Raw genomic sequence first — 19,962 nt, 5'->3', positions numbered from 1 at the left:
AAAGGTTTAATCTGCTGGCTATAAACTATAAATGCACCAGTCGGTAGCGACCAGTGCATTTATTTCCATAGGTAAAAACCATTTGTATTGTTTTTAATCCAGCGTTTTGATAACGGCAATGATGTCTTCTTCGGCCAATTGGTTATTGGCGGCTTCAAATGTAGCGAAAGCGGTTTGCGCCAATGGCGACTGCAGGCCTTCTTTTTTGGCCAAGCCAAGGTCTTTTACAATATGCTTAAGTGCAAAGGCCGCTTCGTAATTATCCTGCAGAATGGCATCGCCTTTTATTTTGGTAAACACATTGCTTAGCGCGCCGTTATTGAGCAACTGGAGCAAATCGGCAACCTGAACACCCTGATTACGGGCAAACACAACGGTTTCGGCCAAGCCCAAAGCGTAAAGTGCCAGCAGACTGTTAATGGCCAATTTGGCCGCGTTTCCTGCCCCTGTAGGACCTAGTCTTAAAGCCATTTTGCCCAACACATCAAACAATGGTCTTACTTGTTCTGTGGGTTCTTCCTCGCCACCCACCATGATAACCAAGGATCCTTCCTGGGCCTGCTTTACGCTGCCAGATACTGGTGCATCAAGATAAGAAGCCCCTTTTTGCTGGCATAGTTCGGCCATTTCCTTGCTGATTTGGGGAGAAACCGTGCTCATGTTGACAATGATCTTTCCACTTAAATTATTGGAAAGCAATCCGTTTTCTGCGTTAAAAATCTCATTAACCGCAACATCATCGCTGACCATTAAAAACACAACTGCCGTTTTTTGAATGAGTTCAGCAGGCGAATCAACCCAGGCAGCACCTTCTTGCAACAAGGCATCGGCTTTAGCCTGATTTCTATTGTAAACCGAAACGGGATAGCCTGCCTTGATTAAATTGCCGGCCATAGGAATGCCCATTTTACCCAGGCCTATCCAGCCGATTTGCGTTTGTTCCATTTTTGTAGTGTTGAAAGGTTGAAAAGCAACAAAGTTAGGGATTGTTTAGGCAATAATCGCCGTTAACAGCAAAACCTATAACCATAAAAAAAGATGCCTAAACGGCATCTCACTGCTATATCGCCATTGGACATTGACTCAGGTTTTATCCCAAGTCAAGTCCTACATGACGAAATCTATCTGAACTAAACTAATTTTTCACCCTGTTTTTTTCACTTTCTGCGCCCGATTGCTCACTTCTGGCCTTCGTAGAGAAGGTTTTTCCGAAACGATAGCTCAGGCTCAGGGCCACATTTCTCGAATCGCTCCTATTGCGCCAATTGGCTTCGGTGTTGGCCAAGTTGTTGATTACCCCATTGAAAACACGCGTTCTGAAAATATCGTTCATGGCCAATTTCAAAGTTGTTTTTTGCGAGAGCTTTTTTTGCACGGCCAATCCGGTTTCTTGTAGTGCCCCTATATCAAATTGCACATCGCGAAAGCTGCTTTGGTACCTGTAGTTCAATTCGCCGCTCCAGGTAGGCGTAAATTTGAGCTGCACATTGGTATTTCCGGCAAACAAGTTACCGTTGGTTTTTAAGAACCCAGTATAGAAATCGGTTTTAGAACGGAAATTCGAGAATTCGGCATAAGCATGGATGCTGAGCCATTTGGTGAGGTCAAAATTCCCATCCATCGAAATACTGAGGATTTTCTTTTTTCCCACGTTTCCAGGCCTGCTGTAATAGGTACCATCAACAATTTCGATGGTTTCGTTTACCTCGTCTTTAATGCTGCTGTAGCTAAACGTAGTCGTCAGCATGTTTTTAAAGCTATGCGAAATTTCAATGCTCTGCGTATAGGCCGGTTTCAGGAAAGGATTGCCTACATAATAGGTAAACTTGTCTAAAGGCGAGAAAAACGGGTTCAGGTCTTGATAATATGGTCTATCAATCCGCTTGCCATAATTGAAGCCCAATTGGTGGTGGCCCGAGGTATCGAGTTTATACGTAAGGTAGAAAGTGGGGAACAAACTGGTGTAGCTTCTTTTGAAACTTGAATCGGGTTTCATGGCATTGCCCAACTGATGGCCGTCGGAAACCGTATTTTCTAAGCGCAAGCCGGCCTGTACGGAAAACCGTTTGCCTTCGCTGCTCATGTTCAGGTAAGCCGCATTGATGTTTTCCTTGTACAAAAAGTGGTTGCTTTTGTTGTAGTCTGGCGAGGTCACATTATTCACCGTATTGCGGTAATCGGCAGTATTGTCGGTTTTGGTATAGCTGCTTTTCAGGCCCGATGCCAGTTTCCAGGTTTTGCCCAAAGGATAGCTGTAATCGGTCTTTAATGAATAAATATCGATGTTTGAAGGAAGATCTCCACTCAAAATATCATGCGATTTGAGGGTTTTATCTGCAAAATAGCTATAGTTGTAGTACACCTGATCGGTTTGGTTGCGATAGGTAATGTAATCGGCATCAAAAGTAAGTTCTCCTCCCTCTTTCTTGAATTTGTGCCTCATGTTGAAGTTAACGCCTCCGTTTTTGAAATTGATATCGTCAACATTTCGGGCAACGATGATCGAATCGGGTTGCATGGCCGGATTAAACAGGTTGCTGGTGTTGTTGTTGACCTGGTTCGAAACCCGGGTCATGCCACTGAGTACTACGCCCCAAGTGGTTTGTTCTGAGGCATAAAAATCCAAGCCTGTTTTCAGGTTAAAGGCATTGCCATGCCTTTTGAAATAACTGTTCTGGTTAAAGAACGATTTTATGCTCTGATCTGGTTTTTTGTAAACGCGGTTCAGGTCAAGATCGGTAAAACTGTTGTTCAGGTTATAGCTCAGGTTGCCAAACACATTGATTTTGTTGTTGCGGTAATTAAAATTGAAGCTGTTGTTAGAGCGGGTCAGTTCGCCTTGGTTTAGGCCTAAATTCAATCCGCCGTTAAAGCCTACCACTTTGCTTTTTTTGGTTTTGATATTGATAACCCCCGCATTGCCTGCCGCATCGTACTTGGCTGGCGGGTTGGTCATGAGTTCAATCTGATCGATGGCTGATGAGGGCAAGGATTTTAGGTAATTCTCCAAATCGGCACCTGATAAATAGGCCGGCTTATCGTCGATGAAAACATTGACGCCCTTTTTGCCTTTCAGGCTGATGCCCCCATCCTGGTCAACCAAAACTCCCGGCGACTTGCTCAGTACATCGAGCGCCGTGGTACCTGCATTTGAAATCAAAGCATCTACATTAACCACTGTTCGGTCTATTTTACGCTCTACAAATGCCTTTTTCTGCGTAATGCTTACTTCTTTTAACGTATGGGCCGTTGCGCTGAGTTTGATATCGCCAAGGTTGATGTTTTGCTGGCCGGCATCAATTTGCAACAGTGCACTTTTGTAATTGTTGTAGCCCATGGCCGCAATCTTAATCAGGTAGGTATTGTTGGCCAATTGCTCAAAGCTAAATTTGCCATCGGCTTCGGTAAAGGCGCTTTTAACCAATACCGAATCTTTTGCCCGATACAAAGCCACGGTTGCATATTCAAAATTTTTGCCGTCGTTGTCTTTTACGGTGCCATATATTTTGGCTGCTGGCTGCTGGGCCCGAACTGTTAGGGCAATATTTATCCATATAGCTAAAAAAGCCAATAATTTCAGTTTCATAAATGGGGAAGTTAGTTTGGTAAGGGATTATTTAGAACGCACTTCGTAATTGTAAACTAGTGCTGTTCCTGGTTTTTTCAGGTATTTGGCTTTGTACTTTTGATGTGTTTCTGCATCGATGGCGTGTCCATTTACCACAAAACTGGTTCCATCTAAGCGATAACTCAAGTTGTTTGTGGTTTTGATGATTCCGTCTTTGAGCATTTCGCGGTTCACCTGGTCAGAAAATTCCTTTCCGCTCATGTCGCCACCATCGGTTACGGAGATGCTTTCGGTGGTTCTGCCTACCTTGGTCGATGTTTTGGGAGCCACTGGTGTTGCAGGCGGGTTAACCGCAGCCGGAACATCGAGGTTTCCTTGCAAAGGAGTTAAAGGCGTGGCTGGCGTAAGCGGAGTTCTTGGTGTTGGCAGGGGCTTAGCAAGTGGCGATAATTTTCTTCTGGCCGAGTCGAGCCTGAGGTTTCTATTGCGGTTGGTGTTTTGCGTCCTATAGCTATCTGCCATTTGTTTATCTATTTCGGCTCTTTTCCGCTCTATGTCGGCTGCTTTTCGTTCTATTTCGCTTTGTGTTCTTGCGCGTTGGTCATACAATTTCTGGCTTCTATCGTAGCGTTGTTGTTCGCGCTCATAATATTGCTGTTGCTTTTTGGCATCTTCTTGTGCTTTTTTGTATTCGGCGTTGTTTTGAAGCTGGTTCTGCTTGTATAGCGCTTTGTGTCTTTCGTAGCTGAGGCTATCGGCTATGTAACGCGATTTGTCTGCTGCATTAACTTCTCTAGTCTCATCCTTTACCACTACGCCGTTTTCGGTTACTACTTCGCGTTGTTTGATCACGGTTTTCGAAGTTGGCTTTGCCTTAGCTTTTGCGTTATTCTTTTTGTTTTGAGCGGTATCTTGCTGTTTTTTAGGCTTGTCTTGGAAAAGGCCGAGGTTGTTTAAAGATCCGGCAGCCATAGCCGTATGCACCTGTGTAAAGGCGGCCGAACAGATAAAAACCGTTACCAAGGCCATAGCAAGTATTGCCTTTTCCATTTTGTTTAAACTAGATCTCGTATCGAACAACATTCTCTTTACACGGTCCAACAACTGGTTTTTGCCTCCCGTAAGCGCCATGGCATAGCCCGGAGCACCAGCCTGAAATTCTTGGCAGTACAGCAACGCATTTACATAGTTCTTTTTATCGCCTACGCACTGCAGGGCCAAATCGTCGCAGCAGTGCTCTCTTTCTGTTCTGATCAGTTTAGACATCCATAGTACCGCCGGATTGAAGAAAAACACGATTTCTAACAAGTTCTGCAGCAAGTTCACCAAATAATCGCGTCTTTTTACGTGTGCCAGCTCGTGTGCCAAAATGGCTTCTACTTCTGCAATGCTCAAGCCGTTAATCAGCCCCAATGGCAAAAGAATAACCGGTTTAAAATGGCCAACCACCATAGGCACTTTGGCAATGCCCGACTGTACCAGTTTAATGGCCTTGCTCATGCCCAGCTTGTGGCCAATCTCTATCACTTTTACTTCCCAAAATTTGCCGGCATCGAAAGTCTGGTTTTTCTTTAAAAAGGCAATGCCGCTTAAGCCTACCCATAAATGGATGCTTTTGGCACAAATAATCAAAAACCAGATCAATACGATTTGCGCCGAATAGGCATTCCATAAATCCATGAGGTTATGGATCTTAAAATCAAACTGATTGCCTGCAGGTACCATTGCCGCACCCTGTTGTACCACAATAGGCTGTGCATTTGCTTGGGTTGCAACAGGTATTGCCGATTTGGTTGCTTCGTTGCCCAATTCATATACAAAGCTGGCACCAACACCAGCTACAAAAAGCAACAGGCAGCCTACCAAAAGCTTATAGCGCATCGCCGAACTCGATTTACGCGAAACCGATAGCAACAAAGCGGTAATAACCGACAATACAACGCCAATCCATAGCGAATGGAACAAGGCAGCCCCGATGGCATGAAGCCAGTTTTCGGGAATAAGGTTAACAAATAAAGATTTCATGGTGTGGTTCATTAAGGTTTAATCTGTTTATTAGTTACAACATCTTTTTGATGGCTTCTATTTCTTCTTTAGAGATTTTCTCGTTGCCCAGCAGCTGCATCATCAGGCGCGAAGCCGAACCTTTGTACAAGGTATTTACAAAACGGTCTAACAATTGGTCTTTCGTTTTCTCTTCGGCCTCTACCGGAATGTAAATGTGTTTCATCTGGCTTTCGTCTCTTTTTAATATCCCCTTCTCGGTCATGATCTGCATCTGTTTCAGGGTCGATGTATAATTGACGTCTTTTTGCAGATTTAGTTGCTCGTTCACAAAACGAACTGTCGACGGACCGAATTCCCACAGCACTTGCAAAATCTCAAGTTCGGCCTTTGTTGGTTCAGGCAGTTGTTTTCCAGTTGATGTATTTTCCATATCTCAAAGGTACGATGTTTTTCGTACGATGCAAATATTAGGAGTAAAAAATTTCAAAAAAAATAAATAACAGTCCAAATCAAGCTAGAAAAAGCGTTTTTTCTCTTAAAAAGTATATGGCTTTACCGCTACTATGCGTAACTATTTTTTTTATTTGGCGTCATATACGATAGATTAGCATCAAAGCATGACCGAGATTTTCGAAAACATAAAAAAGCTTTATGAGTTTGAACAACCCTGCGAAGAGCTCTCGCCTTATATCGAGTTCTTTTCGGAAACATCGCTCGCAGCCACCCAAAGCCACGTGGCCAGCGAAGAGTTTACGGTAAAGCTCTTCCCCAGCTATACGCCAACCATCTGGATCAACCTGGGTTCGCCCTACTTCTTAAAAAATGGCAACGATTGGAAAAGCGTAGACCAGCAAACAGACGTCCTGGTATTGCGCAATGAAATTATAGAGCGCCGGAACCTGCCAACAGACAATATTTTCACCATCAAGTTTTTTCCCGGCGCTATCGAAGCTCTATTTGGCATCAGTCAGGCGCAAATTGGCAGCCAGATTTTACAAGCTGCAGAGCTTATCCCCTATGCTACCCTCCAAAAGCTCAAAAACCTCAGCGATTTTAAGGATCGCATCAAACTGCTGGAAGATTTCTTCTTGGCCAAGCTTTATCAAAAGAACAAGGTTGGGCATTATTATAGCCATGTGCAAAAAGCCATTGCCCTGTTTGCCGATTCTGGCCTAGCCAACAAAAACAGCGAACTGGCCCAGCAATTGGCCCTAACCGACAAAAGCCTGTACCGTTATTTTACGCAAACCGTAGGCGCCAGCCCCAAAACCTATATGGCTATGCTCAGGGCCAGAACGGCGCTAACCGCTTATATTGCAGATACACCAAACTTTAACCCTTACCTATATGGCTATTATGACCGCAGCCATTTTTATAAAGACGTATATAATTTTACGGGCCAGCGACTGGGCAGGCGCTTAAATTGAGATTGTCCGATTTTTACTTTACCGGCCTTTGCAATTGCCTTTTCTTTGCTAAAAAGAATATTATGAGAGTTTTCATCGTCCTACTGTATCTTTCCCTCATGGTTCAATGGGCAAATGCCCAAGGCTACAAAGCTGAAATAGAACCTACGGCATGTCCCCTAAAAATTGGAACAGGCGTAATTGCCAAATGTGGCTATTTGGTGGTACCCGAGAATAGACAAAAGCCTAACGGCCGAAAAATAAAAGTACCTTTTGTATTTGCACGCAAAGCCGATGCAGATTCTACACAGAATGTGAGTTTATATACCACTGGTGGCCCAGGTTATAGCACCATTTCCTACATCTCGGAAATCAATGCCACCTCAGGCTTTTTAAAATTTGGAGGTTTTATTGCCTTTGATCAACGTGGTACCAAGAAATCAATTCCTGCGCTAGAAAGTCCAGAAATTGAAGAGGCTATTCAACGCTCCTACCGCGAAAATCTAAACAAAGACAGTCTGGTGCTTGTGGCTACCCAGCAAATGCGGCAAAGGCTTAGCGACCAAGGCATTGATCTTTCGGCCTATAACACCGTGGAAAGTGCGGCCGACATCAACGACCTTAGGACTGTCCTTCATATCAAACAGCTCAACCTCGTTGGCATTTCGTACAGTGGCGGACTGATGCTTACCGTAGCGCGCCTTTATCCCGAAATGGTACGTACCCTGATTTTAAACAGTCCTTTGCCGAGTTATGTTACCTACGAGGAACATGGTTTGTTTAACATGAACGAGGCTTTGGATCAGATTTTCGCCAATTGCGATGCCGATTCGACCAACAAGGCACTTTACGGCAACCTGAAAAAACGCTTCCAGGATTATTTCACATCGATTACCAACAAGCACTTTACCATCAGCTATCAGGAAAAGGGAAGCAACGAAAAGCGTACCATCACTTATGGCAAAGCCGAACTGCTGGATGCCATTTTTGCCCGGATGAGCAATGGCCAATTGAAAGACCTGCCTTTTATCATTTACGAAATGACCAATGGCAGGCACGAACCCTACGTTAAAGAGGTGCTAGACGAGGTTTTTGCCGGCAATCCCGGTTATACTTTGGGCATGCGCTATTCGGTATATTGCAGCGAGCAAATTGCTTTTGCCAACCCCCAACTGGTTAAGCAACAGGAAAAAGACCTGCCTTGGTTTGCCGGATATCCTTTTAACAACGTTAATCAGGCGATATGCGATTGCTGGAAGGTTAAGCCAGCGCCCTTGTATATGAAAGAGGCGCTTTACAGCAAAATACCCGTGCTGGCTTCCGCTGGCGATGCCGATCCTTTTTGCAGGCCATTTTACAACCGCATCATCAAAAAAACTATGCCTAATGCGCAATTGCTTATCGTGCATAACCGTGGCCATGGCGCAGGTTTTGGAAATGCCAATTCCGATTTTCTCGGCCAGTTTTTGAAAAACCCCTACCAAAAATTGGTTTCGAATGATCCAAATATCAAGGTGGAGTGAGGAAAGGGAAAAGGCAGAAGGCGAAAAGGTAAAAGGTGGAAGGTTAAGGGCCAAAAGGTAGATGATAGAAAGCAAAAATCAACTAGTGGATTTGACACCAACAAGAAAGCGGGAACGATCCGAAGACTGTTCCCGCTTAAATTAACGCTCTCATATACATAAGCGTTTCTTTGAGGCAAATATTGTGTTGCACTGAATATTTTTTTAACGAACCGGTTTTATGGGTTCTCTTAAAATGGTTTTTAGCTTTTCGGGAGCCACGGTATTAAAGTTGCTCAAGTAAACTTCATGGTGCAATCCATCAGATTCGAGGCCTCTTGCCTCTATAAACTGTTGCAACTGCAAAAGGCTTTGGGGTTCTGTTGAAAAAGGCCCAAAATGCATCATTTCTACTACGGTTCTGGCGGGCAATTGAAAGTAGCTAACGTTTTTCACCAAATCCAATCCTTTTTTGGCCATGACTTTCAATTTGGCCATATCGATATCCCTGGGGCTTACAAAATCGGGCATACGGATCAACATTTGATAATTCCATTCGCTGCGTGGCACCTTGAGTGGCGCATCTGCCATGCTGATGTCTTTGTATTTACTGGCTTCAAAGTTCCACATCCCTTCCAATTTGGGCACTACAAAATCGTTGCCTTGAGCCTTGCAACTAAACTTAAGGCTATAAGCTACGCTGTAGAGTGCCTGTAAAACCAATTGAAAGGCCCGACCTTCAGGATCGCCTTTGCCGGCAATGGACAAATAGTTGCAGGCTGCCAAATTTTTCAGCGCAGGCATCGAGCCCGCACTGTAATACGCCTTGTCCTGTTTGGTTAATTCTAGTTTTTCCATGATTGTTTGAATTTAAAACCTAAATAAAAACCGGGTACTGACAGCCCTATGGCAGTGCATGTGCCAAAATTTTTCGATAACTTGTGGCTAAAGCGATCTCTAGCAACCCCAATATGCCCAATAGGTTTGTCCGTTGGCGCACAGTAATTGTCCGATTATGAACAGTATTATTAAGCCAAACCAAACATAAACCACTCACAATAAACCAGATGAGCTATCTTATCAATTTGGCATCAGCTTCGCTATAAGCTGTAAAAATTAAACAAACATGTTTGCACTTAACCTCAAAATAGCTTTTCGCAACCTCTGGAAACATAGAGGATATGCCATTTTTAACATCATTGGCTTAGCCATCAGCCTAACCTGTGTGCTGATTATTTTTCTTTTTATACACCAATGGCTAAGCGCAGACAATTTCCATCCCAATGCCAACCGCACCTACCGCGTAGTGTCTATTGGCAATAACAAAGGCGTAAGAAACCCGATGATGGGCGTTCCCGCACCGATGGCCAACGCCTTAAGGGCCGAATTTCCGCAACTGGAAAAAGTAGCCAATATTGCCCAATCGTATCAGGTGGTTGATGTTCTAGAAAGCAATGGTACAGCTAAACAACATTTTAGAGAATATGGCAGCCTCTTTTATACCGATCCCGAGTTTTTCGAAATTTTAAACTTCCCTTGGCTCATGGGCAACCCCAGCTCGCTCAAGGCTCCACACCATATCGCGCTTACCCAAAGTACTTCGGCTAAGTATTTTGGAAATTGGCAAAATGCGATGGGCAAAAAACTCAAATTGGCAGGCGACGATCAGCTATATGAGGTAACGGGTATTATGAAGGATGTTCCCTCAAACTCCGACTTCCCTATCCATGTGGCGGTTTCGTTCCAAAACTATTACAATGCCACCAGCACTCGCTGGAATTCGGTAGACCAGGGACACCACTGCTATGTACTGGCCAAACCTGGTACAGATATGGCCAGCCTGCAGCAACAATTAACTGCCTTTACCAAAAAATACTACGACCCGAAAGATCCTTTAGCCAACAGCCACGAATTCCAAAGCTTTTCGACCATCCATACCGACGATAATTATGGCACTTTTTCGGGCAAGCATTACACCAGCGGCCAGTTAAATGCCCTAAAAATCATTGGTGCTTTTTTATTGCTCATCGCCTGTATCAATTTTATCAATATGGCCACGGCACAGGCCGTAAGCCGATCGAAAGAAGTTGGTGTTAGAAAAGTATTGGGCAGCAGCCGCAAGCAGTTGATGGTGAGGTTTTTGGGCGAAACCTTTATCATTACGCTCATAGCCATGATCATAGCCAGCATCCTTACCGAAACCTGCCTGCCTATTGTCGGCAATTTTCTCGACCAGCAGATTTCGTTCAACATACAGCAATACCCTGTTTTGCTGGCGTTTATTGTTGGTTTATGGATCTGCATCAGCTTTTTGGCGGGCACTTATCCAGCGCTTATCATATCGGGCTACAACCCTATCAGCGCACTAAAAAGCAAGATAAGAGCCCAAAAAGTTGGTGCGCTTAGCCTCAGAAACGTATTGGTGGTGTTGCAGTTCAGTGTAACCCTGGTGCTGATTATTGCCACTTTGATTGTAGTTAAACAAATCAATTTCTTTAAAAACAAGCCTTTGGGCTTTAACGATAGGGCCATTGTGCAGCTCAACATACCTAGCGATAGCCTCAGCAAGTTGCGTTTTGCCTCGTTCAAGCAAAAACTCATGGCCAACAGCGGCGTAGAAATGGCTAGTTATGCCTATACGGCGCCTAGCACCTCGTCTAACAATTTCACCAGTTTCTACCTCAACAATTCGCCCGAAAAAGGAGATTTCCTGGTCTGCAACAAACCTGCCGACGAAGATTATTTCAAACTCTTTGGTTTAAAGCTCCTCGCCGGAAAACCCTTGAGCAAAACCGATACGACCACCGGTTACATCCTGAACGAAACCATGTTGCATCAGCTTAACTTTAAAAAACCCGATGAAGCCATAGGCAAAATGCTGAAGCTGAACAAAAGAGCGAATGCTCCTATTATTGGCGTAGTACAAAACTTCAACAACCTTTCGCTACATGGCGAGATTAGTCCGGTTGTGCTTTACACCAGCAAAGACGAATACCAAACCTTGTTTGTGAAACTTGCGCCAGAGCATATGCAGGCGACTTTAAAAGCAATTGCCGACGATTTCAACACGTTTTTTCCGAACCAGTTTTACGAACAGCCGAGCTTTTACGACCAGTATATTGCCAATTATTACCTGGTAGAAGAAAAAACGGCTACGTTGCTCAGCACGTTTACCGGAATTGCCATCTTTATTTCTTGCTTTGGGCTTTTTTCGCTGATTTCTTTCGTAGCTGTGCAACGTACCAAAGAAATGGCCATCCGCAAGGTGCTTGGCGCCACCACGGTGGAGCTGATTAAGCAGCTGAACCATTCCTTTGTAAAGATGATGCTGATTGCCAATCTCATTGCCTGGCCTCTGTCTTATATTTTGCTGAACAAATGGCTACAGTCTTTTGCCTATAAAATTGATTTTCCTTGGCAACCTTTTATTTGGGCAGGCTTATCGTCGGTACTCATATTGGTGGTTACGGTGAGCTTCAGGGCTTATAAAACCGCCGTATCAAATCCTATCGATGCCCTGAAATACGAATAGGCCGCGATTCCAATTTTCCAACATCACACCCAGACAACGAAAAAGCGGGAACCATCCGTAGACGATTCCCGCTTTCAAATTAACGCTCTCCTATTATTAGACGACACTTTGGACGAAATATTGTGCAAATAGCCAATTTTATTTGTCGGCTAGGCTTAGGGCTGGTGGCTATCTCTTGAAAAGGGCCCACAAATCCATGAACTAATTTTCTATTTTTGGATATGCGGAAATCCTATATCATGGTGTTCATGCTGATGGCCTTTGCCTCGCTACTTCAAGCGCAAGAGCTTCCTGTTTTTGAAAAAGCAGTATACCAAACCCGGCAAGACAGCCTGCCTTACCGTTTGCTTTATCCTCAGAATTACAATCCAAAGCAAAAATATCCCTTGATCCTCTTTTTGCACGGCATGGGCGTTCGGGGCAACGACAACCAAAAACAGATCGTTAACCTTCCGAAAGCTTTGTTAACGGCTCAAGGCCGAGAAGCTTATCATTGTTTCATTTTGGTACCTCAATGTCCGAACAATGATGTTTGGGTAAAATTCCCCGAATTTCCGAAAAGCCTTTCGGCAACTGCCAAACCCACCAAAAGCACGGCTTCGGTTCTGACTCTATTGGCCAATTTGCAACAGCAATTGCCTATAGACCGTCACAGGATTTATGTTATGGGCAATTCTATGGGTGGCGAGGCCACTTTCGACTTTCTGGCGCGAAAACCCAAGCGATTTGCCGGTGCTATTCCCATCTGTGCGGTGGCCGATACGGCAACAGCCAAACTGATTTACCGTACCCCCATTTGGGCTTTTCATGGCGACCAAGACGACGTAAACGATGTAAAATACACCCGAATGATGATTGATGCGCTTCAAAAACGGGGAGGAAAACCAAAATATACCGAATATCCTGGCATCAAACACAACAGCTGGGACAAAGCCTATGCCGAACCCCAACTGTTCGACTGGCTGTTTGCCCAAAGCAAAAACTGAGTTCAAGTGTTTAATTTTTTGAAGCTAAAATTATAGTCCATGGATAAACAACAGGAAATAGAAAAGCAAAAAAACAGCAATGCCTCTATCTTGTTCATCATACTGAACCTCATCCTATTGGCCATTTTCTTGAACATCGGCCATGCCACGGAAGACGAATCCATGATAAATTTGGTTTGTCTTGCGGGCGGTTTAGTGGTTTTATTAGCAGGCTATGCCTTTAGCTATCACGGCAAGCCTTATCGTTTGGGCAAATGGCTCTTTGCCATCGCCTTATTGATTGGCCTGGGTATGCTGGGCTTATTGTTGTACGCTGCCGCCTTGGGCAAGGCTTTTTCGCATTAGGCCTATGAAATGGAACTTCATTAACAAAACCTACTTTGCCTTGTCTGTTATTTTGTTTGTGGCCATAGGCCTCAAAATATTGAGGTATAAAAGCTGGGACCGCTATTATTATTTTTCGAGCGTAAGCACGCCCCATCATTTTCCGATAGCGCTTCGCAACTGCTATTTTCTATTGCCCAACAGCGATGAGGATGCTTATTTTAACACAGAAAACGTTTATCAGTTCAATTCGGTCTGGGGCAGCGACTATTTCTTTGCCGAAGTACATGAACCGCAGCGATTACCGGAGAAATTGGTGGTAGAATATGTAAGCTATCGCGAAAAAAGCTTTTACAGCGATACGATTCCGTTGCCTACCGAAAAAATAAAGGCTTATTTTAAAGAGGCCGAAAAGCATAACCAGCTCGAAAAAATGTACCATGCAGGCGCAGACAAAAAGGGTTTGAAATTTCATTTGGGCATTGCCAACAATGGCCATATCATTTTATGGCTGCGAGGAATAAACATGGAAAAATTATTGCTCAAAACCCAGCTTAAGTCCCATGAGCCGAGCAAGGCTGAAACCTTTTACGCCAAACAATTAACCAAGGAGGCCTATTTTAAAAAGGTATTTGAACGCTTGCCCGACAGTTTACGCCTCGAATTTGAAAAGGGGACCGATGCCAAAGCCAATTACATCGACAGCCCGTCGCATTACTTGGAACGCGAACAATAATTGTTGCGATTAGCTATTTTTTTCGAGCTCGAGCAAACGCAAGAGGAAATCGGCCTGCGCGGGATTGATTTTTTCTTGGGCCGTGGCCAAATCAAACCATTCGGCACGGTCTACTTCGGCAAAACTGGCCATTTTGCCCGAGCGTGGCGGCCATTCGATGGTAAAGGTATTACTCGATAATTGGCTGGAATCAAATTCGAAGGCGAGGGCAAAAGCATGAACCATTTTGCCACCTTTCTGTTTAACGCTGCCTAATGGCATAAAATTTCCCTCGGGCGTAAAGCCAACTTCTTCGGCAAATTCCCTAATGGCAGCCTGCAGGGGATCTTCGTCCTTTTCGATCAGGCCTTTGGGTATGGTCCAAAAGCCCAAATCTTTTTTGGCAAAAAACGGACCTCCCGGATGAACGAGAAAAAACATGATGCCCTTATCGGCTTTTTTGTAGCCTAAAATCCCTGCACTTTCTTGCATGCTTCAAGTTACTCAATTAACTCCACATACCCTGATTTTTCTTTGATTTGGGTCATAAAAAAAGCATCCAACTTTACGCTGGATGCTTTTACCAATTTATGAAGGATTCTAATTAGCTGATCTTAACATTAATTGCGTTTAGGCCTTTTTTACCTTGCTCTACGTCATAGCTTACGGTATCATTCTCGCGAATGTTATCTAATAGGCCTGAAACATGAACAAAGATTTCGGCATCGCCGTTAGCTGGCACGATAAATCCAAAACCTTTTGTCTCATTGAAAAATTTTACTGTTCCTTGTTGCATTATATTTTATTTAAATTATGCCCAAAGGTAACATAATTTATTGATAGCCAATTTTTTATTATTCAAAACCTATAACAGGCCTTCAATTTCAACCCGAGCATTTGCACCAAATACTGGGTTTAAATACCATTAGACCAAGACAATGGCTACAAAGCCCGATTTTAAAAAAAATACAAATTTCTTCAGGAGCTAAGCTGGTTTTAGTAGATTTGCCTATCAAAACAATAAATCAACTATGGGACCACAATCAACAGACGGACTTATTCTACTCGTAACTTTGGCCAGTATCTGTGCAGTTATCTTAATTACTGCCTTTTCTTTAACTTTCTTTGCCAAAAGGGACACTAGCGATAAAGCGCACTAGACATTAAAGATATAAGCTTGGAGGCTCAGGCATGGATGCGCTTACCTAACAATTAGGTTTGGTAGGGCGAACCTGTGGCAAGCCTTGTCGCTTCAACTTCGTTTTTTAAAACATCATGAAGGTTCTGTTTTTAAGGCAGAACCTTTTTTGTTGCACAACTTAAACCTGGTCGGGTTATTTCCAGCCCCCACCCAGGCTCCTGTATAACGCTACCACCGCCTGCAGCTGTTGCAGTTTATCGCTGATGCCACTGAGCTGCGCCGCCAATAAGCTTTGTTCTGAAGTAAGCACGTCGGTATAATTGGTGGCTGTGGTATATTTAAGCAACTGTTTGGTATAATCGACCGACTTTTGTAAAAAGGCAATCTGTTGTTCCCTAATCGTAATTTTTCTGGCCGCCGCCTGATAACTGAATAAGGCATTCGAAACTTCTAATCCGGCATTGAGCAAACTTTGCTTGAAGGCAATGAGGCTGGCTTCTTGTTGCGCCTGGGCCACAGCAAGCCTTTGCTTATTGAGGCCGTTGTTAAAAACAGGCTGGGCAATACCACCGATTACATTGGCAAAAAATGAAGAACCTTTAAAAAAATCGGAAAGGTTATTATTGAACAGCCCCGTTTGTCCGGTAATGCTCAACGCAGGGTAAAAATAGGTTTTAGCCACATTAACCAGCTCAAAAGAATTCCTGAACTGGTATTCGGCTTCGCGTACATCCGGTCGGTTGGCCAGCAACTGCGATGGCACTCCGGTTTTGAGGTCTGTAAAAACCGTTTGATTAGCCAGACTATCTCTTTTGATGGCATCAGGAGCTCTACCCAACAAAATGCTGATCGCATTTTCGGTTTGCTGAATGTTTTGTTCGATATCTGGGATGGTAACTTCAACCGAAAAGCGGTTGGCTTGGCTCTGTACCACTGCCGCGCCGGTAACCACATCGCTTTCCTTTAAAATTTTCATGGTTTCTGCATCCTTTTTTCGGTTGGCCAAGGTAGCCATGGTTATTTTCAACTGGGCATCATAACCCATCAATGCATAATAATTGGTGGCAATATCGGCTACCAATTGGGTCTGTACGGCTTGCTTATAGGCATCGCTTTGCATTAATGAGGCCAAGGCTGCGCGTTTGCTGCTCTTTAGCTTTCCCCATAAATCGAGTTCCCAGCTTGAACTTCCATACATTTCAAAAACCTGGGTATTGGCCGATTGCGTAGCAGCAGGCTTAATGGCTTCTCCAGTTGCCGTGAGGTTTAACGAAGGAAAAAAAGCCAATTTGCTCTGCCTTAAATTGGCTTCGGCCTGTTGGATACGCATAGCCGCAGTTTTGAGGTCGAGGTTATTTTCAATGCCTTCCTGGATAAGCGATTGCAGCAAAGGATCTTTAAACAGTTCTTTCCATGATAGCGTAGCCATATTGGTGGTGTCGGTGGCATTCGTGGTATTTCGGTATAAGTTGTTCGTAGTTAAATCGGCCGGTCGTTTATAGGGCTGTGTTACCTTGCAGGCTGCAAATACCGTAACAAGCAATACCATTGCAATGATAAGCGAGATTCTTTGAGGTTGGGCAAAGCCTATTGGATTTCCTTTCATAGCATTTTCATTTGGTAGTGGTCGATAAAACGGTTTCATCATCATCTTCTTCCTCTCTATGGCCACCTAGTTTCTCTTGCAAGGATTGGAAGATGAGATACAGCGCTGGGATTACCAATACGCCCAACAAAGTGCCAAATAACATGCCGCCAATAGCTCCCGTGCCAATAGACCTATTGCCGTTGGCGCCTACGCCCGACGAGAACATGAGCGGCATTAAACCAAACACAAAGGCAAACGAAGTCATCAAGATTGGGCGCAACCTTGCCTTTGCCCCTTCAATAGCCGATTGCAGCAAATCCATGCCCTTTCTGCGTCGCTCTAGCGAAAACGTAACCATCAAGATGGCATTTTTGGCCAGCAAGCCAATCAGCATGATGACAGAAATCTGCATGTAGATGTTATTGTCGAGACCGAATATTTTGGCAAATACATACACACCCGACAAGCCCACCGGCATAGACAGCATGACGGCAAAAGGCAAGAGATAGCTTTCGTATTGGGCGCTGAGCAGGAGATATACAAAGAGCAAACACACCGCAAAAATATAGACCGTTTGCGAGCCACTGTTCTGCTCTTCCCTACTAATGCCCGAATACTCGAAACCGTAGCCCTGTGGCAGTGTTTTGTCGGCGGTTTCTTGAATGGCCAATAAAGATTGCCCGGTGCTGTAGCCCACATTTGGCGATCCGTTTACCGAAATAGAAGTAAACAAATTAAAACGCGTTACCGTTTCGGGACCGTATATCCTTTTCAGGGTAATAAACTCGGTGATTGGGGCCATACTGCCATCGCCTGTTTTTACGGTAATGTTCTGCAATCCGGCCGGTGTACCTCGATAATTGGTATCGGCCTGTACAATTACCCGGTATTGCTGTCCAAATTCGTTAAAATTAGATACATAGGAACTGCCATAAAAAGTTTCCATGGTGCTTAAAATGCTGGTTACCGTTACTCCTGCATCTTTACATTTCGGCACATTGACGTCTAACAGGTATTGCGGAAAGTTTGGATTGAAAGCAGTAGAAGCATATTGAATTTCTGGTCGTTTGTTCAGGACTGCCAAAAAATTTTGCGATACTTTATAAAAATCCTGAATAGAATGCCCGCCCTTGTCCTGCAACTGAAAGGTAAAGCCACCGCTTGTTCCGAAACCCGTAATAGTAGGCTGCGACATGAATACAATATTGGCTTCGTGTATGCCAGCGGTTTTTTGTTTCAGCATTTTGATCACATCGTCGTTGGTTACGCCGGGCCGACTGTCCCAGGGAGTTAAGCGCAAAACCACCATGCCATAGGCGCTGCCACTGCCGGCAATTTGGTTTTGGCCCAAAGTACGCATGGTATTTTGCACCTGCGGAATGGTTCGTGCAATACTATCTACTTCCTGAGCTATGGTTTCAACTCTTTCCATGGTTGATGCGGGAGGCAAACTGATATTCACAAATATGGTTCCCATGTCTTCGCTGGGCACAAAACTAGATGGCGTTGAACGCATGAGCAGGTAAAGTCCGCCCGAAAACAAAGCCACAATTAATATCACTACCCATTTTTTCACCTCAAAAAACCTGATAACTTTGGTGTATTTGGCAGTTAAGGTATCATAAGCGACATTAAATCCAACGCCAAAGCGCTGCAACAGATTCTGATGCTGGCCAGTTTCTCCGTGTTGCGGCGGTTTTAAAAACAAGGCCGCCAATGCAGGGCAAAGCGTAAGGGCATTAACAGCCGATATCATGATGGCAATGGCCAAGGTGATGCCAAACTGCTGGTAAAATACCCCTGCAGAACCAGTGACGAAGGTAACTGGGATAAACACGGCGGCCATGATTAGCGTAATGGTAACAATAGCTCCCGAAATTTCGGACATGGCATCGATAGCGGCCTTTCGAGGCGATTTGTAGCCGCTTTCTAATTTGGCATGCACCGCTTCTACCACCACAATGGCATCGTCGACCACAATGCCTATAGCCAATACCAAGGCAAACAATGTGAGCAGGTTGATGCTAAAACCAAACAAGTAGAGAAAGAAAAACGTGCCTGTAATAGCCACCGGAACGGAAATGCCATGGATAATGGTAGAACGGAAATCCTGTAGAAAGATGAATATCACCAAAAACACCAACAAAAAACACTCTACCAGCGTATGCAATACTTTATTAATCGAGGCATCGAGAAAGGTATTGATATCTACCAAGTAAACCATTTTAACCCCATTGGGAAACGATTTCTGAGCTTGGTCCAGTACCTTTTTACACTGATCGATTACGTCTTTCGCATTAGAACCCGGTGTTTGGCTGATAGAAATACCCACCGACTGCTTGCCATCGGTTGTGGTTGAACCGGTATACGTTTGCGCACCTAATTCAACGCGAGCCACGTCTTTGAGGCGCAGGTATTGTCCGGCAGCGGTAGACTTGATAATGATGTTGCCAAATTCGTCGGCCGATTGCAACTGCCCTTTGTAGGTAATTACATATTGAAAACTTTGTTTGTCGTTTTCGCCAAACTTGCCTGGTGCGGCCTGTATGTTCTGTTCGTTAATGGCTGTGGAAATATCCTGAGGCGTAACCCCGTAAATGGCCATTACATCGGGCTTTAGCCAAATCCGCATCGAATAAGTCATAGCCGAACCATATACCGAAGCAGCACCAACGCCATTAACCCTTTGCAATTGCGGTATAACGTTAATGGCCGCATAGTTTTGTAAAAATTCCTGATCGTAATTGGAATTATCGCTGGCCAGCGATACGATGAGAATGTTGCTGCTTTGCTGTTTCCTTACCGTTACACCTGCCTGGGTAACGGCTTGTGGCAACAAACTGGTGGCGGCCGAAACCCTATTCTGCACATCGACGGCGGCTTGGTTGGGGTCGGTACCTACGGCAAAAAAAACGCTGATCGATGCCGAACCTGTATTGGTGGCCGAAGAAGTGATGTAAGTCATTCCCTCTACCCCATTAATCTGCTGTTCTAAGGGCGTGATTACGCTTTTTAAAATCACATCGGTACTGGCACCTGCATAACTTGCCGATACCTGAACCGTTGGTGGCGATATGTTTGGATATTGGTTAATTGGCAGCTTTACCGCCCCGAGTATACCCAATAAGACAATGATTACCGAAATGACGGTACTCAATACTGGGCGTTTGATAAATATCTTGAGCATAGGAGC

Annotated in this window: 15 protein-coding genes; 6 read left to right on the top strand and 9 right to left on the bottom strand. The window is 44.3% G+C overall.

The window, feature by feature from the left end; translation table 11 throughout:
- Positions 1-93: 93 nt before the first annotated feature.
- The 4 genes from VRU48_RS02650 to VRU48_RS02635 all read right to left on the bottom strand — a co-directional run bounded on the left by VRU48_RS02650 (position 94) and on the right by VRU48_RS02635 (position 6,005).
- Positions 94-987 carry an NAD(P)-dependent oxidoreductase gene (locus tag VRU48_RS02650; protein WP_330107751.1) on the bottom strand — a complete coding sequence of 298 codons (894 nt, stop codon included), beginning with the start codon at positions 985-987 and terminating at the stop codon, positions 94-96.
- Positions 988-1,135: 148 nt separating this feature from the next.
- Complete coding sequence (locus VRU48_RS02645) at positions 1,136-3,586, bottom strand: outer membrane beta-barrel protein (RefSeq protein ID WP_330106375.1); 2,451 nt, start codon at positions 3,584-3,586, stop codon at positions 1,136-1,138.
- Between the two features lie 27 nt (positions 3,587-3,613).
- Positions 3,614-5,593: a M56 family metallopeptidase gene (locus tag VRU48_RS02640; protein ID WP_330106374.1), complete on the bottom strand. Its 1,980-nt coding sequence runs from the start codon at positions 5,591-5,593 to the stop codon at positions 3,614-3,616.
- A 34-nt stretch (positions 5,594-5,627) separates the two neighbouring features.
- Positions 5,628-6,005 carry a BlaI/MecI/CopY family transcriptional regulator gene (locus tag VRU48_RS02635; RefSeq protein ID WP_330106373.1) on the bottom strand — a complete coding sequence of 126 codons (378 nt, stop codon included), beginning with the start codon at positions 6,003-6,005 and terminating at the stop codon, positions 5,628-5,630.
- Between the two features lie 187 nt (positions 6,006-6,192).
- Between VRU48_RS02635 and VRU48_RS02630 the strand changes: the two genes are divergently transcribed.
- Positions 6,193-7,002 carry a helix-turn-helix domain-containing protein gene (locus tag VRU48_RS02630; protein WP_330106372.1) on the top strand — a complete coding sequence of 270 codons (810 nt, stop codon included), beginning with the start codon at positions 6,193-6,195 and terminating at the stop codon, positions 7,000-7,002.
- A gap of 62 nt (positions 7,003-7,064) precedes the next feature.
- Positions 7,065-8,504 carry an alpha/beta fold hydrolase gene (locus VRU48_RS02625; protein WP_330106371.1) on the top strand — a complete coding sequence of 480 codons (1,440 nt, stop codon included), beginning with the start codon at positions 7,065-7,067 and terminating at the stop codon, positions 8,502-8,504.
- Between the two features lie 204 nt (positions 8,505-8,708).
- On the opposite strand, the gene VRU48_RS02620 is transcribed toward VRU48_RS02625, so the two are convergent.
- Positions 8,709-9,341, bottom strand: coding sequence for a GyrI-like domain-containing protein (locus VRU48_RS02620; RefSeq protein WP_330106370.1), 633 nt, complete (start codon positions 9,339-9,341; stop codon positions 8,709-8,711).
- Positions 9,342-9,609: 268 nt separating this feature from the next.
- On the opposite strand from VRU48_RS02620, the gene VRU48_RS02615 reads away from it, so the two are divergent.
- The 4 genes from VRU48_RS02615 to VRU48_RS02600 all read left to right on the top strand — a co-directional run bounded on the left by VRU48_RS02615 (position 9,610) and on the right by VRU48_RS02600 (position 14,061).
- Complete coding sequence (locus tag VRU48_RS02615; protein ID WP_330106369.1) at positions 9,610-12,015, top strand: ABC transporter permease; 2,406 nt, start codon at positions 9,610-9,612, stop codon at positions 12,013-12,015.
- A gap of 221 nt (positions 12,016-12,236) precedes the next feature.
- Complete coding sequence (locus VRU48_RS02610) at positions 12,237-13,001, top strand: carboxylesterase family protein (RefSeq protein WP_330106368.1); 765 nt, start codon at positions 12,237-12,239, stop codon at positions 12,999-13,001.
- Between the two features lie 39 nt (positions 13,002-13,040).
- Complete coding sequence (locus tag VRU48_RS02605; RefSeq protein WP_330106367.1) at positions 13,041-13,346, top strand: hypothetical protein; 306 nt, start codon at positions 13,041-13,043, stop codon at positions 13,344-13,346.
- Positions 13,347-13,350: 4 nt separating this feature from the next.
- Positions 13,351-14,061: a DUF2931 family protein gene (locus VRU48_RS02600; RefSeq protein ID WP_330106366.1), complete on the top strand. Its 711-nt coding sequence runs from the start codon at positions 13,351-13,353 to the stop codon at positions 14,059-14,061.
- 9 nt (positions 14,062-14,070) lie between these two features.
- On the opposite strand, the gene VRU48_RS02595 is transcribed toward VRU48_RS02600, so the two are convergent.
- From VRU48_RS02595 to VRU48_RS02580, 4 genes are all read right to left on the bottom strand, one after another.
- Complete coding sequence (locus VRU48_RS02595) at positions 14,071-14,532, bottom strand: NUDIX hydrolase (RefSeq protein ID WP_330106365.1); 462 nt, start codon at positions 14,530-14,532, stop codon at positions 14,071-14,073.
- 112 nt (positions 14,533-14,644) lie between these two features.
- Positions 14,645-14,836, bottom strand: a complete 192-nt coding sequence (locus tag VRU48_RS02590; RefSeq protein WP_330106364.1) for a cold-shock protein — start codon at positions 14,834-14,836, stop codon at positions 14,645-14,647.
- A 538-nt stretch (positions 14,837-15,374) separates the two neighbouring features.
- Positions 15,375-16,787, bottom strand: a complete 1,413-nt coding sequence (locus VRU48_RS02585) for a TolC family protein (RefSeq protein WP_330106363.1) — start codon at positions 16,785-16,787, stop codon at positions 15,375-15,377.
- A 7-nt stretch (positions 16,788-16,794) separates the two neighbouring features.
- A complete protein-coding gene (locus VRU48_RS02580) occupies positions 16,795-19,956 on the bottom strand; it encodes an efflux RND transporter permease subunit (RefSeq protein WP_330106362.1) in 3,162 nt (1,053 codons plus the stop codon).
- Positions 19,957-19,962 lie beyond the last annotated feature (6 nt).

The sequence above is a fragment of the Pedobacter albus genome, from assembly GCF_036324255.1.
Classification (GTDB): domain Bacteria; phylum Bacteroidota; class Bacteroidia; order Sphingobacteriales; family Sphingobacteriaceae; genus Pedobacter; species Pedobacter albus.
Note: the sequence above shows the minus strand (reverse complement) of the source record. Positions and strands in the feature narration are given on the sequence as shown.

Excerpts from the sequence above, each read along its gene's own strand:
- VRU48_RS02630 (WP_330106372.1), top strand. The coding sequence starts at position 6,193 with ATGACCGAGATTTTCGAAAACATAAAAAAGCTTTATGAGTTTGAACAA.
- VRU48_RS02635 (WP_330106373.1), bottom strand. The coding sequence starts at position 6,005 with ATGGAAAATACATCAACTGGAAAACAACTGCCTGAACCAACAAAGGCC.
- VRU48_RS02600 (WP_330106366.1), top strand. The coding sequence starts at position 13,351 with ATGAAATGGAACTTCATTAACAAAACCTACTTTGCCTTGTCTGTTATT.
- VRU48_RS02580 (WP_330106362.1), bottom strand. The coding sequence starts at position 19,956 with ATGCTCAAGATATTTATCAAACGCCCAGTATTGAGTACCGTCATTTCG.
- VRU48_RS02610 (WP_330106368.1), top strand. The coding sequence starts at position 12,237 with ATGCGGAAATCCTATATCATGGTGTTCATGCTGATGGCCTTTGCCTCG.
- VRU48_RS02615 (WP_330106369.1), top strand. The coding sequence starts at position 9,610 with ATGTTTGCACTTAACCTCAAAATAGCTTTTCGCAACCTCTGGAAACAT.
- VRU48_RS02585 (WP_330106363.1), bottom strand. The coding sequence starts at position 16,787 with ATGAAAGGAAATCCAATAGGCTTTGCCCAACCTCAAAGAATCTCGCTT.
- VRU48_RS02620 (WP_330106370.1), bottom strand. The coding sequence starts at position 9,341 with ATGGAAAAACTAGAATTAACCAAACAGGACAAGGCGTATTACAGTGCG.
- VRU48_RS02605 (WP_330106367.1), top strand. The coding sequence starts at position 13,041 with ATGGATAAACAACAGGAAATAGAAAAGCAAAAAAACAGCAATGCCTCT.
- VRU48_RS02595 (WP_330106365.1), bottom strand. The coding sequence starts at position 14,532 with ATGCAAGAAAGTGCAGGGATTTTAGGCTACAAAAAAGCCGATAAGGGC.
- VRU48_RS02645 (WP_330106375.1), bottom strand. The coding sequence starts at position 3,586 with ATGAAACTGAAATTATTGGCTTTTTTAGCTATATGGATAAATATTGCC.
- VRU48_RS02625 (WP_330106371.1), top strand. The coding sequence starts at position 7,065 with ATGAGAGTTTTCATCGTCCTACTGTATCTTTCCCTCATGGTTCAATGG.
- VRU48_RS02640 (WP_330106374.1), bottom strand. The coding sequence starts at position 5,593 with ATGAAATCTTTATTTGTTAACCTTATTCCCGAAAACTGGCTTCATGCC.
- VRU48_RS02590 (WP_330106364.1), bottom strand. The coding sequence starts at position 14,836 with ATGCAACAAGGAACAGTAAAATTTTTCAATGAGACAAAAGGTTTTGGA.